Source organism: Branchiibius hedensis, from assembly GCF_900108585.1.
Lineage (GTDB): Bacteria > Actinomycetota > Actinomycetes > Actinomycetales > Dermatophilaceae > Branchiibius > Branchiibius hedensis.
This window is the reverse complement of the sequence record NZ_UESZ01000001.1, coordinates 3007181-3021220: the sequence shown is the minus strand read 5'-3', so window position 1 is coordinate 3021220 and position 14040 is coordinate 3007181. Positions and strand designations below refer to the sequence as shown.

Sequence of the window (14040 nt, the reverse complement as noted above, 5' to 3'; positions counted from 1 at the left end):
CTCGTCCCCCCAAGGTGGGGCTTATCGGTCTGGTGTGGACTGCCCTGCCGCTCAGCAGCCGTCGTCGCCCGGCTGGACCACGTTGTCGCCCGTGCGGTGCAATTCGGCGCGGGCGAACAGGAACATGACGCCCAACCGGAACGGGGATGAGTAGGACACGTAGTCGACGCAGCCGCCTTGGTGCAGGCCACCGATGACGCCGGTGATGCGAGCGGACTGCCCGCTGCCGGTGACGAAGGCGGAACCGCTGCTCCCGCCGACGTAGCCGCCACACTCGAACATCGGGTAGCCGCTCTGCCGCAACACCCGCTGGGTGCAGGTGATCGGCCGGTCTCCACTGCCCCCGTTGTACGCCGTGACCGTCGTGACCGTGCCAGGTGCGGCTGCCGTGGCGAGACGGACACCTCCGGTCACCTGCTGGATTCCCACGCTGTGCCCGCCGCGTGTCTGCTTCGCGAGGCGCAGGATCGCGATGTCGGCCAGTGGGCTCTGCTTGCTCTGCCACAGCGGGCGGACGTAGGCGGCCGTGACGTGCCACACGCCGTACGGTGCCTTGCCCTTGTCGTAGGCCGGCACGAACGTCCACCCGGCGCCCGTCCCGGCCAGGCAGTGGGCCGCGGTGATGACCAGATCCTGCGTGGGACTGGCCAACACCGTTGCGGTGCAGGTGTGTTGGCCACCGGAGTTGGGAGCGAACAGGGCACCGACGGTCTTGGTGGGCGCAGTTGTATGCGACTGCGGGATGTTTGATGGCATGGCTTCGGCTCGCACCTGCGCCCCCGGGGCGACCAGCAACAAACTGGACAGCGCTGCGCAGGCGAGCACGGCTCGGACTCTGCGATTCATAACGAAAGTGTATCGGGGCTGAAAGCCATTGTGGGGCAACGAGATTCAAGTGTCAGTGCGCTGGATCTTTGCTGAACGTCGGCCGTGCGGCGGCTGTGTTCGCCAGGGGCTGCGGTTTGCCAACCGTTGTCGTCGGGGAGTTAAATAGTCCGCGCGGAATATTTGATGCGGACTAATACGGGACGGGAGGGCTGATGGCGGCGTTGACACCATTGGCCATCGCCATGCTGGCGTTGCTGCGCGAACGCCCGATGCACCCCTACGAGATGCATCAGACGTTGCTGGAGCGCCATCAGGACCGGGTGATGAAGGTCCGGCCGGGGTCTCTCTACCACACGATCGAGCGGTTGCACTCGGACGGCCTCGTCGCGGTGAAATCCGTTGAACGGGAAGGGAATCGACCCGAGCGGACGACCTACCGCATCTTGCCTGCGGGGGAGCGCGCACTCACCCAGCGAGTCGCTGACCTGCTGCACGAGTGGGGGACGGACTACCCCTCCTTTCCGGTGGCGATCGGCGAAGCGCACTTCCTGCCGAAGGAGACTGCTATCAGCAGCCTGAAGGAGCGCATGGCGTTGATCGAGCGAGATCTGGCGGTCATCGAGAACGGCCAGCACGAAGCCACCAAACGGGGCGTCGATCCCGTTGTCCTGCTGTCCGGCAACTACTTGCACCACATGCTCAGCGCCGAGCACGACTGGCTCGTGCGCACCATCGAACTCATTGAGACTGAGGAGTACTCATGGCCGAACAACTAGCTGACCGGCGGGGTGTGGAGCCCTCCGCGCCAGCGAATCCGTGGCCGGCCCTGTGGGCGATGGTCATCGGGTTCTTCATGATCCTGGTCGACTCGACCATCGTCACGATCGCGACGCCCGTCATCCGCGAGAAGTTGCACACGGACTACAACAACGTCATCTGGGTCACCAGTGCCTACCTGTTGGCGTACGCCGTGCCGCTGCTGATCACCGGACGCCTGGGCGACCGCTTCGGTCCGAAGAAGATCTACCTGATCGGTCTGACGCTCTTCACATTGTCGTCGTTGTGGTGTGGTCTGACCGATTCCATCTCGATGCTGATCACGGCCCGCGTCGTGCAGGGTCTGGGTGCATCGCTGATGACGCCGCAGACGATGGCGGTCATCACGCGAACGTTCCCGCCGACCTCGCGCGGGAAGGCCATGGCGCTGTGGGGTGCGACTGCCGGTGTGGCGACCCTGGTGGGGCCCATCCTGGGCGGCATCCTGGTCGACGGTCCCGGGTGGGAGTGGATCTTCTTCATCAACGTGCCGGTCGGCGTCATCGGCTTCGTGTTGGCGATGCGCCTGGTCCCGGAGCTGGAGACGCACTCCCATCAGTTCGACTGGCTGGGCGTCGTCCTGTCCGCCGCCGCCATGTTCCTGATCGTTTTCGGTATCCAGGAGGGCCCGACGTACGACTGGGGCACCATCAGGGGCTGGATCTCGGTCCCGCTGCTGATCATCGTCGGTCTGGTGCTCTTCGCGGTCTTCATTTTCTGGCAGGCGGTCAACAAAAACGAGCCGCTCATCCCGCTCAGCCTCTTCAAGGACCGCAACTTCTCGCTGTCCAACCTGGCCATCGCCTGCGTGTCTTTCTGCATCACCGCCTTCGCATTCCCCTTCACGCTGTGGGCGCAGACGGCGCGTGGTTGGACGCCCACTCAGTCGGCTCTGCTGATGGTGCCGATGGCGTTGATGACCGGATTCCTGGCGCCGGTCGTCGGCCGACTCACCGACCGGGTGCATCCGCGGATCCTGGCCTCCACCGGGTTCCTGGCCTCGGCAGTCGCCCTGATCTGGTTGACGTTCGTGGTCAATACGACGTCCGCGGTCTGGGAGATCCTGGCGACGATGGCGCTGTTCGGCCTGGGTAGCGCGTTCCTGTGGGCGCCGCTGGCGGCGACCGCCACGCGCAACCTGCCGATGAGTGCCGCCGGTGCGGGTTCGGGCGTCTACAACGCGACCCGTCAGGTGGGTGCGGTGCTGGGCAGTGCCGCGATCGCCGCGGTGCTGTCCGCTCGGTTGACCGCGAATCTGGGCCCGATGGCGTCGGCGGCCAACTCCGCCCAGGAGGCGCCGGGGACCAAACTGCCGCCGCAGGTGGGCGTGCCGTTCTCGACGGCGATGTCCCAGTCGTTGTGGTTGCCGGTGATCGCGTTGCTGGTCGGGTTGGTCATCTCGATGTTCTTCGAAGCGCCGGGCCACCGGGTGACGCGTACCCAGGGCAAGCACGCGGCGGGCGGCGTCAAGCACGAGGCGGGTACGCCGAGTGCCGGGCCCGCGCCCGAACCGGCCGCCTGACGTAGCGCGACAGATGCGCGGGTTATCGACAGGTGCGCGGCTTACAAGCCGCGCACCTGTTGGTAACCCGCGCGTTTCTACGCGGCCGCCTCCGCGAGATCCTCCGCCGGATGCTCCTCGACGCTGTGCGAGTTGGTGAGCGTCAGCGCACCCGCGGCAGCGACCACGCCGACGACGATCGCCAGCACGGTGAACAGGATCCGCTCGCCGCGGAAGAACGACGCGACCAGCTCGGAACTCCACGTGCCTTCCGGCAGGACCTGGGTGACGAGGACGGCGATCAGGGTGCCGACGATCGCCGTACCCACACTGGTGCCGACTTCCTGAGCGGTGTCGTTGAGCGCGGCGGCGATGGAGGTCCGGTTGGCGGGCATCGCGTCGACCAGGGCGACCGCGCAGATGGTCATGACGGTCCGCAGCCCGATGGTCATCACCACCATCGACACCGCGATGGCCCAGTAGTTGTGCTCGACACCCCAGGCCAGTCCGGCCAGCCCCGCGGCCAGGAAGCCGGCGCCGGCGAGACAGGCCATCCGGTGGCCGAACTTCTTGGCCAGACCCTCGGAGATCGGCGTCGCCAGGATCATGGTGAGGATCATCGGCAGGTTCGCCAGGCCGGCCCGCATCGGACTCCACCCCCAGGCGTACTGGAAGTGGAGGATCAGGGCGAACATCACCCCGGCCATGGCGATCGAGGTGCCGACCTGCGCGATCGCCGCACCGCGCACGGGTCCGCGGGAGAAGTAGGACAGGTCGAGCATCGGCTCAGCGGCCCGGCGCTCGCGCACGATGAATCCGACCAGCGCGGCGACCGCGGCGACGAAACAGACCAGCGTCAGCGGTGCGGTCCACCCGTGCTCGACGCCGCTGGTCAGGCCGTAACACGCCAGTCCGATGGTGGCGATGGAGAGTACGGCGCCCGGCAGGTCGAGTGCGTCACTCGTGAGGCCGCTGGGGTCATCCGCCGGCACCCCGGCCCGTACGCCGAGCCACGCGATGAGTGCGATCGGTGCGTTGACCAGCAGAAGCCAGTGCCACGACAGGTGGGTCAGGACCGTCCCGCCGAGGATCGGACCGAGGATGAAGCCGGACATGCCGACGACCATCATCACGGTGATCGCGCGCATCCGGAGGGTCTGGTCGTCGAACAGCCGGAAGACCAGCGAGTTGGTGACCGGTGCCATGGCGGCGGCCGCCAGGCCGAGCGCGGCACGTAGCGCGATGAGTTGGCCGCTGGTGTTCACGAAGGCGACTCCGAGGCTGATGATCCCGAACGCCGCGAGGCCGTAGGACAGGACGCGACGGCGCCCGAACCGGTCCGCGCTGGAGCCGGCCGTGAGTAGTAGGCCGCCGAAGGTGAGGGAGTAGGCGCCGGTCACCCACTGCAGAGACGTGGTGTCGGCGTGCAGGTCGCGACCGATGGTCGGCAGCGCGATGGTCAACAGGGTGTTGTCGACCATCTCGACGAAGAAGGCCAGGCACAGGGCGGCCATCGGGATCCACGCCGCCCGCAGCGAGGGGTACGTGCGCGGCCCCGCGGTGGGGATCGTGGTCATGGGGCGCTCCTGGGGGTCAGCGTTCGAGTATCGAACGACGTTCGGTTATGGAACGCGGTTCGATAATAGAACCATGTTCGATCCGACCGCAACTGAGACTCTCCCGTGTGGTGGGATGGGTGCCGTGACCAGCCAGCCGACCCGCCCCGCCGCCCGCCGCCGGCGCGCCTCGCACTCCTTGGAGTCGGTGCTCACCGAGGCAGTGGCGATCCTGGATGACGGCGGTGGCTCGGCGCTGACCTTCCGCGCGTTGGCCGCCCGGCTCGGCGGTGGCGTCGGCAGCATCTACTGGTACGTCTCCAGCCGCGACGAATTGCTCGACCGCGCAGCCGATTTCGCGATGGCCGACGTGGTGACGGCGATCGAACCGGTCGCCACCGACGATCCGATCGACGACATCCGCACGATCGCGATCGCGACCTTCGACGCCATCGTCGACCGGCCCTGGCTCGGCGCGTACCTGATGCGGGACACCGTCGTGCAGACGAACTCGCTGCAGATCTACGAGAAGATCGGCCAGAACGTCATGCGCCTGGGTCTGACCCCGCGGGAAGCGTTCCACGCGACCTCGGCTGTCGTCGGATTCGTCATCGGCACCGCCGCCGACATGGGTCAGGAGCTGCCCGAGGCCGTGTTGTCCGGGGAGTTGGACCGGGACATCTACTTGGCCCGCGCGGCGCAGCAGTGGCGGGACCTGGATCCGGACCAGTTCCCGTTCATCCACTACATCGTCGAGGAATTCGCGGTGCACCAGGACGTCGAGCAGTTCTGCGCCGGTCTGGAGCTGATCCTGGCGGGGCTGAAGCTGCAGGCAGCGGGCTGAGCGTGGCCAGCACCTTCCCCTCCGACGGCCCGCTGGTCGGTCGCGTCGTGCGCCTTGAGCGCCTGAGCGAGGCGGACATCGACGAGCTGCACCAGTTGATGGCCGACCCGCGGGCGTTCACCAGTGGCGCCTACCCGTTCGAAACCGCGCACACCACACGGGAGCAGACCGCGTCCTTCGTCGAGTCCCGTCTGGCCGACAGCGCGAGCGTCCCGTACGCCGTGCGGCTGCTGGACGGCACCCTCGCCGGCACCAGTTCGCTGCTGGAGATCGACCTGGCCAACGAGAAGACGCACATCGGCTCGACGTTCTACGGCCGCGACTTCTGGGGCACCCAGGTCAACCCGGACGCCAAGCTGCTGCTGCTCGGGCACGCGTTCGACGAGTGCGGGTTCGGCCGCGTCAAAATCCAGACCGACCACCGCAACGAGCGGTCGCGCGCGGCTATCGCCCGGCTGGGGGCGACGTACGAGGGGACGCTGCGACGCGACGTACGTCGATTGGATGGTTCCTGGCGCGACACCGTGGTCTTCAGCGTGCTCGCTGACGAATGGCCGGATGTTCGCGAGCGGTTGAGGCGACGCCTCGACTAGGTTGCAGAGGTGCGCAGCTTTGGTTGTCCCCAGTGTCGGATCAACATCTCGTTCGAGACGCTGAACTGTTGGTCGTGCGGCGCAAAGGTGGGGTTCCACCCGCCGACCCACCGGTTCTACGTCATCGATGACGACGCGGCCGACGTCGACGGCGTCAGCTGGGAAGAATGCGCCAACCGCCGGGAGTGGGCGTGCAACTGGTTGGTCGACCCAGCAACCGGTCGAACGATGTGCGATTCAGCCAGATACATCCGCGGTCGGCCATCCGCCGACGAAACGGCGGCGTTGGAGAAGCTGGCCGACACCGCGCACTGGCTGCGGCGGTTGATCTACCAACTCGACCACCTCGGTCTGCCGCTGGAGAGCTACCACGACAAGGAAGGCGCGCTGGCCTTCGACATGTTCTCCAGCATCGCGCTGGGCCATCCGGTCACGATCGGTCACGCGAACGGAGTGATCACGATCGACCTGGCCGAGTCGCTCGACGACCGTCGCGAGCGACTGCGGATCCAACTGGGTGAGCCGTATCGGACCATGTTGGGTCACCTGCGACACGAGGTGGGCCACTACTACGAGAGCATCCTGGTCGAGAAGCCGGGCGGTGAGTTGTTGGACGAGTGCCGAGAACTCTTCGGCGATGAGCGGGCGTCCTATTCCGATGCGATCAAACACCACTACAAGTACGGCGCGCCGCAGGATTGGCGCGACTCCTACATCTCCGAGTACGCGACCATGCACCCCTGGGAAGACTTCGCTGAATGCTTCGCGCATTATCTGCACCTCACCGACACCATGGAGACGGCCGGTGCCAGCGGGATGATGCTCAGCACGGCGCGGATCAACGACTACGACGGACCGCCGATCTCACCCCGATTCGACTATGGGCCAGAGCATTTCGAGGTGATGCTGGAGGACTGGTTCTGGGTCAAGACGTTCTTCAACCGGATCAACCGGTCGATGGGGGACCGTGATCTCTACCCCTTCGAGATCAACGATGTGGTCGCCCGCAAGCTGGCCTTCGTGCACAAGGTCGTGACCTCAGCCAAGCGTCCGGTCCAGCAACCCGCGTAGCGTCCGCATCGCCCGCTGCGCACTCGCTTCGTCGTACGACGCGGTGTCGGCCATCGTGTACCCGTGCGTCGCGCCGGGGTAGACCTCGTTGATCGCGGTCAGGCCGGCATCGCTCAGCGTGGTCCCGAGTATCTCGACCGCCTCCGGCGCCATCGATCGATCGTTGTCGGCGTGGCCGTAGGCGAATTCCGCTCGGGCAGTAGGGATCCGCAGGTGCGGACTGTCTTCATCGTCGGTCACGATCCCGCCCCCGTGGAACCCCGCCGCGGCAGCGACGAGTTGTGGGTGATCACCGGCCGCGATGGTGGCGAAGCGCGCACCCATGCAGTAGCCGACGACGCCGATCGACCCCTCGCTCACCTCCGGGCGGTCAACCAGGGCCGCGACGAAGACAGCAGCATCTTGGCTCATCCGTTCCGTGGTCAATGTGCCCAGTCGCGGTCGGACCCCGGTGAAGAACGCCTCACGTTTCTCCGCAGTGTCGAGCGGGCCGTCGGGGGAGGTGTCCTGCGCACTGCCGAACCGGAAGAACACGTTGGGCGCCAGCACCGTGTAGCCCCAGGACGCGATCTGCGCCGCCATGGACTGGATCTGCGGCCGTAGACCGATCGCGTCCATGAAGAGCAGCACTCCCGGCGCCGGCGCATTCGGCCCGACTTCGAGGTAGGCCTCGACGGGACCGTCTGGGTGCTCGACCGTAATCATCACCGGTCTATCTAATCGTCAGCGGTAGTCGGCCCACACCCGCCGGGAGGTTCCGTCCACGGTCATCCGGCCGCCGTACGGCACGATCCACTGCGGCCTCGTGTGCCCGAACGGGACGCCGACCACGACGACCGCGTCGGGGTTGTACGACGTGATGAGCTCGACGGCCACGTCGGACTGCTCCTGGCGACGCCGAGCGCGAGTGGCGGAGTCGGCGAGTCGATGATGTTCGGAAGTCGGTGGCCGCGCGACAAGCACTGCTGCGCTCCGAGCCAGCAGCCCTCGCTCGCCCAGCGCACGGACGATCCAACCGAATTCCCCTGCGGGGATTAGTTCTTCGGACGTTTCCAGCACCCGCCCACCGCCAGGGCTGGGTCGGCTCCCGATCGCCGTACGTGGTGAGGGCACGCGGATCGAGCCAGTCGATTCCGAAGTCCTCCGACTCACCCGGCTCGGTGAGTTCGAGTCGTTCGCCGGTCAGCAGCGCGGCGCGCAGGCTCGCGACGTGGATCGGGTCCACCGCGGGCCCGGGGCCGAGCTGCACCTGCGTCGACCCGCCGTAGAAGCCGGCGATACCGCGCTGCCACAGCCAGTTGAGGATGTTCGTGTTGTCGCTGTAGCCCAGGTACGGTTTCGGATCCGCTTGTGCCAGTGACAGATCCAGGTGTGGCACCACGGTGATCTGGTCCTCGCCGCCAATGCTGGCCAGGATCGCGCGGATGGACGGGTCGGCCAGTGCGGCGTTGAAGTCCGCGGCCCGGTCCGTCGCGGAGGCACCGAGCTGCCGCGTTGTCGGGTACTCAACCGGGATCAGATAGGAGGCTGCCCGGGCGCCACACCACCGGGTTTTGCAGCCATGATTGTTCGGTGCCAGCGAACCTCACGATCCGCTCTGCCGACCCCGAGCTGGACGCGTGGGGGTGCGCGCGGATCTACGCGCCGTACGTCACGGACACGGTCGTCTCGTTCGAAGCCGACCCGCCGTCCGCTCCGGAGATGGCCCAACGCATCGGCAGCGCCATCGAATGGCTGGTCGCCGTCCGCGGCGAGGACGTCGTCGGCTATGCGTACGCCGTGCAGCACCGTCAGCGCGCGGCGTACCGATTCGCCTGTGACGTCAGCGTTTACGTGCATCGCGACAGTCATCGATCGGGCGTCGGCAGCGAGTTGTACCGCCACCTGTTCGAGCGGTTGGAGCAGCGCAACTACCGGACGCTGTGCGCCGGGATCACCATGCCGAACGAGGCCAGCGAGGGTCTGCACACCTCGCTCGGCTTCACCCGCGTCGGTGTCTATCAGGCGATCGGCTGGAAGTTCGGCGCCTGGCACGACACGTTGTGGATGCAGAAACACCTCGGCGGCTCGGGTCCGCCCGTCGGCGAACCCGGCTGACCGACCGCAAGGTAGTTAACAGTTCTATTACGGATGTGGCGCAGCTCACTGCCTCGGTATATGTTGTCGGACACAACAAACCTGGCGGCGGTCCTGGGAAGGGCCGCAGCCTCCTGAAAGGTAGTGAAATATGCGCAAAGGTGCGCTGAGCGCGGCGGTCTTCGCCGCCTCCGGTGTCATGGCGCTGGCCGCCTGTGGCAGCAGTTCCTCGTCCTCCTCACCGTCGGCTACCGCGGGAGGCGGCGGCACGTCGGCCGGTGGGACGACCTCCGCCACCAGTTCGGCCGCCGGCGCGAGCGGCACGGTCGACGGAAAGGGCGCCAAGGTCGGCATCATCCTGCCGGACCGGACGACGTCCAACCGGTGGATCTCCACCGACCCCGACGCCCTCGCGGCCCGCTGCAAGGCCGACAACCTGGACTGCGACATCCAGAACGCGAACAACTCCGCGACCACCATGGCCACCCAGGCCGACACCATGATGAACAACGGTGTGAAGGTCCTCATGCTGGTCAACCTCGACTCCGCGTCCGCCGCGAAGATCGAGCAGAAGGCCAAGTCCAAGGGCATCATCACGATCGACTACGACCGCCTCACCCTCGGTGGCGACGCATCGCTCTACGTGTCCTTCGACAACGTGAAGGTTGGCGAGTTGCAGGGTCAGACCCTGGTGCAGTGCCCGCAGGTCAAGGGCAAGTCGTCGGTCAACTACGTCGAGTTGAACGGTGCGCCCACCGACAACAACGCCACGCTGTTCGCGCAGGGCTACAACAGCGTGCTGTCCAAGCAGCCGGGTTGGAAGAAGCTGGCCGACCAGTCCATCGCCAACTGGGACAACACGCAGGCGGGCATCACGTTCACCTCGATGTACCAGAAGAACCCCGACATCCAGGCTGTGATGGTTGCCAACGACGGTATGGCCGGACCGGTCATCGCTGACCTCGCCAAGCAGAAGAAGGCTGGTGCTGTTGCGGTTTCGGGTCAGGACGCCACCGTTGAAGGTCTGCAGCGGATCATGCAGGGCACCCAGTGCTTCACGATCTACAAGCCGTCGGTGGGCGAGGCCAACCCGGCGGTCGACGCCGCGGCCAAGTTCGCGACCGGCCAGTTGCCGACCACGACCGCGACTGTGACGGACACGGAGACCGGTCGCAAGGTGCCGGCCATCCTGGCGACGCCGATCGCGATCACCCAGGCCAACGTCGCGCTGCCGATCAACGACGGCTACACGCCGAAGGCGACGACCTGCGCCAACACGTTCGCCGAGTTGTGCACGAAGTTCGGAGTGAAGTAACTCCACCGCACGAGTGGGTCGGATCGGTTGGTCCCGCGGCCAACCGATCCGACCCACGAACTCCCTGACGGCAGAAGGAATTCATGTCAGACACCCCTGTCCTGCAACTGCGGGACATCAACAAGAGCTTTGGCGCGGTCCACGTGCTGCGCGACGTCGACTTCGAGGCGTACGCCGGCCAGGTGACCGCGCTGGTCGGTGACAACGGCGCCGGCAAGTCCACCCTCGTCAAATGCATCGGCGGGACCTACTCCATCGATTCCGGCGACTACCTGTTCGACGGAAACCCGGTCTCCGTGCACGGACCGCGTGACGCGGCAGCCCTCGGCGTCGAGATCGTCTACCAGGATCTCGCGCTGTGCGAGAACCTCGACGTCGTCCAGAACATGTTCCTCGGCCGCGAGCAGATGCGTGGCATCTCCATGGACGAGGACTCGATGGAAGTCGCCGCGAGTGACGCGCTGAAATCATTGTCCGTGCGCACCCTGAAGTCGGTCCGGCAGCGGGTTTCGAGCCTGTCCGGTGGCCAGCGGCAGACCGTCGCGATCGCCAAAGCCGTTCTGTGGCAGGCGAAACTGGTCATCCTGGATGAGCCGACCGCCGCCCTCGGCGTCGCACAGACCGAGCAGGTCCTCAATCTCGTCCGCCGTCTGGCCGACTCCGGCGTTGCGGTGGTCCTGATCTCGCACAACATGAACGACGTCATGCAGGTCGCCGACAAGATCGCGGCCCTCTACCTCGGCCAGACCGCCGCCATCGTCGACGCCAAGGACGTGACCACGACCCAGGTGGTGGAGCTGATCACCACCGGCCGCTCCGGCGAGATCGGTCTGCCCGCCCCCACTTCCGTAGGAGCTGCTTCCTCGTGACTACCGAAACCCCCACGACCAGAGATGAACTGGCGCTCGCAACCGTCCCGACCAGCGACCTGAAGTCGTTCATCGGTGGTTACATCACCCGGATCCGCGGCGGCGACATGGGCTCACTGCCCGCGGTCGCGGCCCTACTCGTCCTGGTGCTGATCTTCTCGATCTTCGACAGCGGCTTCTTCTCCCTCAGCAACCTGTCATCCCTCACGACGCAGGCCGCTCCGGGAATCCTGCTGGCAATGGGTCTGGTCTTCGTCCTGCTGCTCGGCGAGATCGACCTGTCCGCCGGCACCACCTCCGGCGTGGGCGCCGGGATCATCGCGGTGCTGCTGTTCCACCAGTGGCCCTGGCCGATCGCCCTGCTCGTCGCGTTGGTCGTCGGTGCGCTCATCGGTCTGTTCATCGGAGTCATGCGCGCCAAACTGCGCGTGCCGTCCTTCGTGATCACCCTGGCACTGTTCCTCGGTTTGCAGGGCGTACTCATCCTGATCATGAACACGGTCGGTAGCAGCGGAGCGCTGTCCTACCACCAGCCCGTGCTGGATGCGCTCGAGAACGAATTGATGCCGGTCTGGTTGGGCTGGGCCCTCGCGATCCTCGTCGTGCTCGGGTACGCCGCCGTGGTGCTGAACCGGCTCCGGGGCCGACGGGCCCGCAACCTGGCCACCGAGCCGACCGCGGTCACCGCGCTGAAGATCGGGGCGACCGCAGTGGTCGTCCTCGGCGCGACCTTCCTCTACAACATCAACCAGAACTCGGGTGCCGCCCCCGGCGTCGCCACCGTCGACGGCAAGCTCGTCCAGGTCGCGCCGCCGACGCTGCAGGGCATCCCGTGGGTGGTGCCGCTGATCCTGGCGCTCGTGCTCGTGTTGGCGTTCGTGCTGAACCGCACCCGTTACGGCCGGCACATCTACGCCGTCGGCGGCAACGACGAAGCCGCCCGCCGGGCCGGTATCCGGGTCGACGCCGTGCGCATCTCGGTGTTCGTCATCTGTTCCACCATGGCGGTCATCTCCGGTCTGGTGCTCGGTTCACAGAGCGGCGTCAGCCAGCAGACCGGTGGCGGCAACACCCTGTTGCTGGCCGTGGGTGCCGCAGTCGTCGGTGGGACAAGCCTGTTCGGCGGCAAGGGCAAGATCACCGACGCGGTCGTCGGTGGCCTGGTGGTCGCCGTCATCATCAACGGCATGTCCGACCTGATCCAGAGCAAGAACAACGCGGCCTGGCAGATGATCGTCACCGGTGCCGTGCTGGCCCTGGCAGCAACGGTCGACGCCCTGAGCCGTCGGCGGGCGGGCGCGACCGGACTCGGCTGACGTACGTCGATACGCTGGGCCCGCGATGAGCACCGTCATTCGGTCGGTTGCCCGACCCGAGCAGATCCGTAAGCACAACCTTGGCTTGTTGCTGCGCCATCTGCACCAGGTCGGTTCGATCTCCCGCAGTGAGCTCACGACCGCTACTGGCCTGAACCGCAGCACCATTGCCGCGCTCGTCGGGGAACTCGCCGAGCGCGGCATGGTGGCTGAGCACCCGGATCCGGCCAAGTCGGGCGCCGGCCGACCGTCGTACGTCGTGACCGCCCTCCCGCAGGCAGCTCACGTCATCGCCGTGGACCTGGACGTCCGCACGGTGACGGTGGCGGCGGTGGGGTTCGGCGGCCAGGTGCGTGCCCGTCGTACCTGGAATCATCCGGTGAAGCACCCCGCGCCCGAGGACGTCGCAGACGCCATCGCTCAAGCAGCCGATGAACTCGGGTGTGAGGCAGCCGGATCGCGCTGCGTGGGGCTGTGCGTCGGGGTGCCGGGAATGGTGCGCACCCACGACGGTTGGGTGCTCAACGCACCGAACCTTCGCTGGCACGGTGTCCCGTTCGGTCAGCTCATGCGCGATCGACTCGGTCGTGAGGTGCATCTGGTCAACGACGCCGATCTGGCCGCGTACGCCGAGCATCTGCGCGGCGCGGGCCGCGGGTACGACGACTTGGTGTGCGTGCTGGGCCGCAACGGCGTCGGCAGCGGAGTGCTCGTGGGCGGCCGGCCGTTGCACGGTGCCACGGGGTACGCGGGCGAGATGGGCCATGTGGTGATGGACCCCAAAGGCCGGCGTTGCCACTGCGGCAACCGGGGGTGTCTCGAGCAATACGCAGGCGCCCCAGCCCTGTTGCGGGCCAGTCGCCGCGGAGGACTTGTAGCTGGCGACGTCGAGGAACTCTTCGCGCGCTTCGATGGCGGCGATCAGGTGGCCGCACGGGTGCTCGGCGAGGTGGCCGACTGGGTCGGCGTGGCCACCGGCAACGTCGTGACCTTCCTGGAGCCCAGCGCCGTGGTCTACGTCGGCCATCTCGGCGAGGTCATCCGGCGCTGCGCGCCGGCCGTTGCCCGACGTGTCGCGCGCGGCGCGACGGCGGACGCGTCCGCACCGGTGGCCCTCCTGCCGGGCGTGCTCGAGGAGCCGATCCTGGTGGGTGCGGCCGAGCTCGCCTTCGAGGATCTCTTCGCCGGAGACCTTTCGATCCTCTGACCTGGAAATTGCCTCGCGTCGCCCACGGCGTGGCCGTTACCGTCGCGA

Annotated in this window: 13 protein-coding genes and 1 pseudogene; 10 read left to right on the top strand and 4 right to left on the bottom strand. The window is 66.9% G+C overall.

All coding sequences use genetic code 11. The features are described from left to right. Positions 1–51 precede the first annotated feature (51 nt). A complete protein-coding gene (locus DR843_RS14650) occupies positions 52–846 on the bottom strand; it encodes a trypsin-like serine peptidase (protein ID WP_109686972.1) in 795 nt (264 codons plus the stop codon). A 194-nt stretch (positions 847–1040) separates the two neighbouring features. On the opposite strand from DR843_RS14650, the gene DR843_RS14645 reads away from it, so the two are divergent. Then, positions 1041–1604, top strand: a complete 564-nt coding sequence (locus tag DR843_RS14645; RefSeq protein WP_109686970.1) for a PadR family transcriptional regulator — start codon at positions 1041–1043, stop codon at positions 1602–1604. Then, positions 1589–3166 (top strand): DHA2 family efflux MFS transporter permease subunit, encoded by a 1578-nt coding sequence (locus tag DR843_RS14640; protein ID WP_109686968.1) that lies wholly within the window; start codon positions 1589–1591, stop codon positions 3164–3166. The genes DR843_RS14645 and DR843_RS14640 overlap by 16 nt, the downstream gene beginning before the upstream one ends. A 77-nt stretch (positions 3167–3243) precedes the next feature. On the opposite strand, the gene DR843_RS14635 is transcribed toward DR843_RS14640, so the two are convergent. After that, on the bottom strand, positions 3244–4722 hold the full coding sequence (locus tag DR843_RS14635; protein WP_109686966.1) for an MFS transporter: 1479 nt from the start codon (positions 4720–4722) through the stop codon (positions 3244–3246). A gap of 73 nt (positions 4723–4795) precedes the next feature. Here DR843_RS14635 and DR843_RS14630 point away from each other — a divergent pair, with 73 nt between their 5' ends. The 3 genes from DR843_RS14630 to DR843_RS14620 are packed head-to-tail and all read left to right on the top strand — an operon-like array spanning position 4796 to position 7209. After that, positions 4796–5545, top strand: a complete 750-nt coding sequence (locus DR843_RS14630; protein ID WP_245934140.1) for a TetR/AcrR family transcriptional regulator — start codon at positions 4796–4798, stop codon at positions 5543–5545. 2 nt (positions 5546–5547) lie between these two features. Beyond that, positions 5548–6138 carry a GNAT family N-acetyltransferase gene (locus tag DR843_RS14625; protein ID WP_109686965.1) on the top strand — a complete coding sequence of 197 codons (591 nt, stop codon included), beginning with the start codon at positions 5548–5550 and terminating at the stop codon, positions 6136–6138. Between the two features lie 9 nt (positions 6139–6147). After that, positions 6148–7209 carry a zinc-binding metallopeptidase family protein gene (locus DR843_RS14620; protein ID WP_109686963.1) on the top strand — a complete coding sequence of 354 codons (1062 nt, stop codon included), beginning with the start codon at positions 6148–6150 and terminating at the stop codon, positions 7207–7209. Here DR843_RS14620 and DR843_RS14615 read toward each other — a convergent pair. Continuing rightward, positions 7177–7914, bottom strand: coding sequence for a dienelactone hydrolase family protein (locus DR843_RS14615; RefSeq protein WP_109689011.1), 738 nt, complete (start codon positions 7912–7914; stop codon positions 7177–7179). The genes DR843_RS14620 and DR843_RS14615 overlap by 33 nt on opposite strands. Positions 7915–7932: 18 nt before the next feature. After that, positions 7933–8788, bottom strand: a pseudogene (locus tag DR843_RS14610) (LD-carboxypeptidase). Here DR843_RS14610 and DR843_RS14605 point away from each other — a divergent pair. From DR843_RS14605 to DR843_RS14585, 5 genes are all read left to right on the top strand, one after another. Next, the gene (locus tag DR843_RS14605; protein WP_109686961.1) at positions 8782–9306 is read left to right on the top strand and encodes a GNAT family N-acetyltransferase; all 525 of its coding nucleotides are present in this window, start codon (positions 8782–8784) and stop codon (positions 9304–9306) included. The pseudogene DR843_RS14610 and the gene DR843_RS14605 overlap by 7 nt on opposite strands. 130 nt (positions 9307–9436) lie before the next feature. Beyond that, complete coding sequence (locus DR843_RS14600; RefSeq protein ID WP_109686959.1) at positions 9437–10600, top strand: sugar ABC transporter substrate-binding protein; 1164 nt, start codon at positions 9437–9439, stop codon at positions 10598–10600. An 83-nt stretch (positions 10601–10683) separates the two neighbouring features. After that, entirely contained in the window at positions 10684–11469 is a 786-nt protein-coding gene (locus DR843_RS14595; protein ID WP_109686957.1) for an ATP-binding cassette domain-containing protein, read from the top strand. Then, the gene (locus DR843_RS14590; RefSeq protein WP_211310255.1) at positions 11466–12785 is read left to right on the top strand and encodes a sugar ABC transporter permease; all 1320 of its coding nucleotides are present in this window, start codon (positions 11466–11468) and stop codon (positions 12783–12785) included. The genes DR843_RS14595 and DR843_RS14590 overlap by 4 nt, the downstream gene beginning before the upstream one ends. Before the next feature lie 25 nt (positions 12786–12810). Beyond that, entirely contained in the window at positions 12811–13992 is a 1182-nt protein-coding gene (locus tag DR843_RS14585; RefSeq protein ID WP_109686956.1) for an ROK family transcriptional regulator, read from the top strand. Positions 13993–14040: the final 48 nt, after the last annotated feature.

Excerpts from the sequence above, each read along its gene's own strand:
- DR843_RS14600 (WP_109686959.1), top strand. The coding sequence starts at position 9,437 with ATGCGCAAAGGTGCGCTGAGCGCGGCGGTCTTCGCCGCCTCCGGTGTC.
- DR843_RS14630 (WP_245934140.1), top strand. The coding sequence starts at position 4,796 with ATGTTCGATCCGACCGCAACTGAGACTCTCCCGTGTGGTGGGATGGGT.
- DR843_RS14585 (WP_109686956.1), top strand. The coding sequence starts at position 12,811 with ATGAGCACCGTCATTCGGTCGGTTGCCCGACCCGAGCAGATCCGTAAG.
- DR843_RS14650 (WP_109686972.1), bottom strand. The coding sequence starts at position 846 with ATGAATCGCAGAGTCCGAGCCGTGCTCGCCTGCGCAGCGCTGTCCAGT.
- DR843_RS14615 (WP_109689011.1), bottom strand. The coding sequence starts at position 7,914 with ATGATTACGGTCGAGCACCCAGACGGTCCCGTCGAGGCCTACCTCGAA.
- DR843_RS14640 (WP_109686968.1), top strand. The coding sequence starts at position 1,589 with ATGGCCGAACAACTAGCTGACCGGCGGGGTGTGGAGCCCTCCGCGCCA.
- DR843_RS14595 (WP_109686957.1), top strand. The coding sequence starts at position 10,684 with ATGTCAGACACCCCTGTCCTGCAACTGCGGGACATCAACAAGAGCTTT.
- DR843_RS14635 (WP_109686966.1), bottom strand. The coding sequence starts at position 4,722 with ATGACCACGATCCCCACCGCGGGGCCGCGCACGTACCCCTCGCTGCGG.
- DR843_RS14645 (WP_109686970.1), top strand. The coding sequence starts at position 1,041 with ATGGCGGCGTTGACACCATTGGCCATCGCCATGCTGGCGTTGCTGCGC.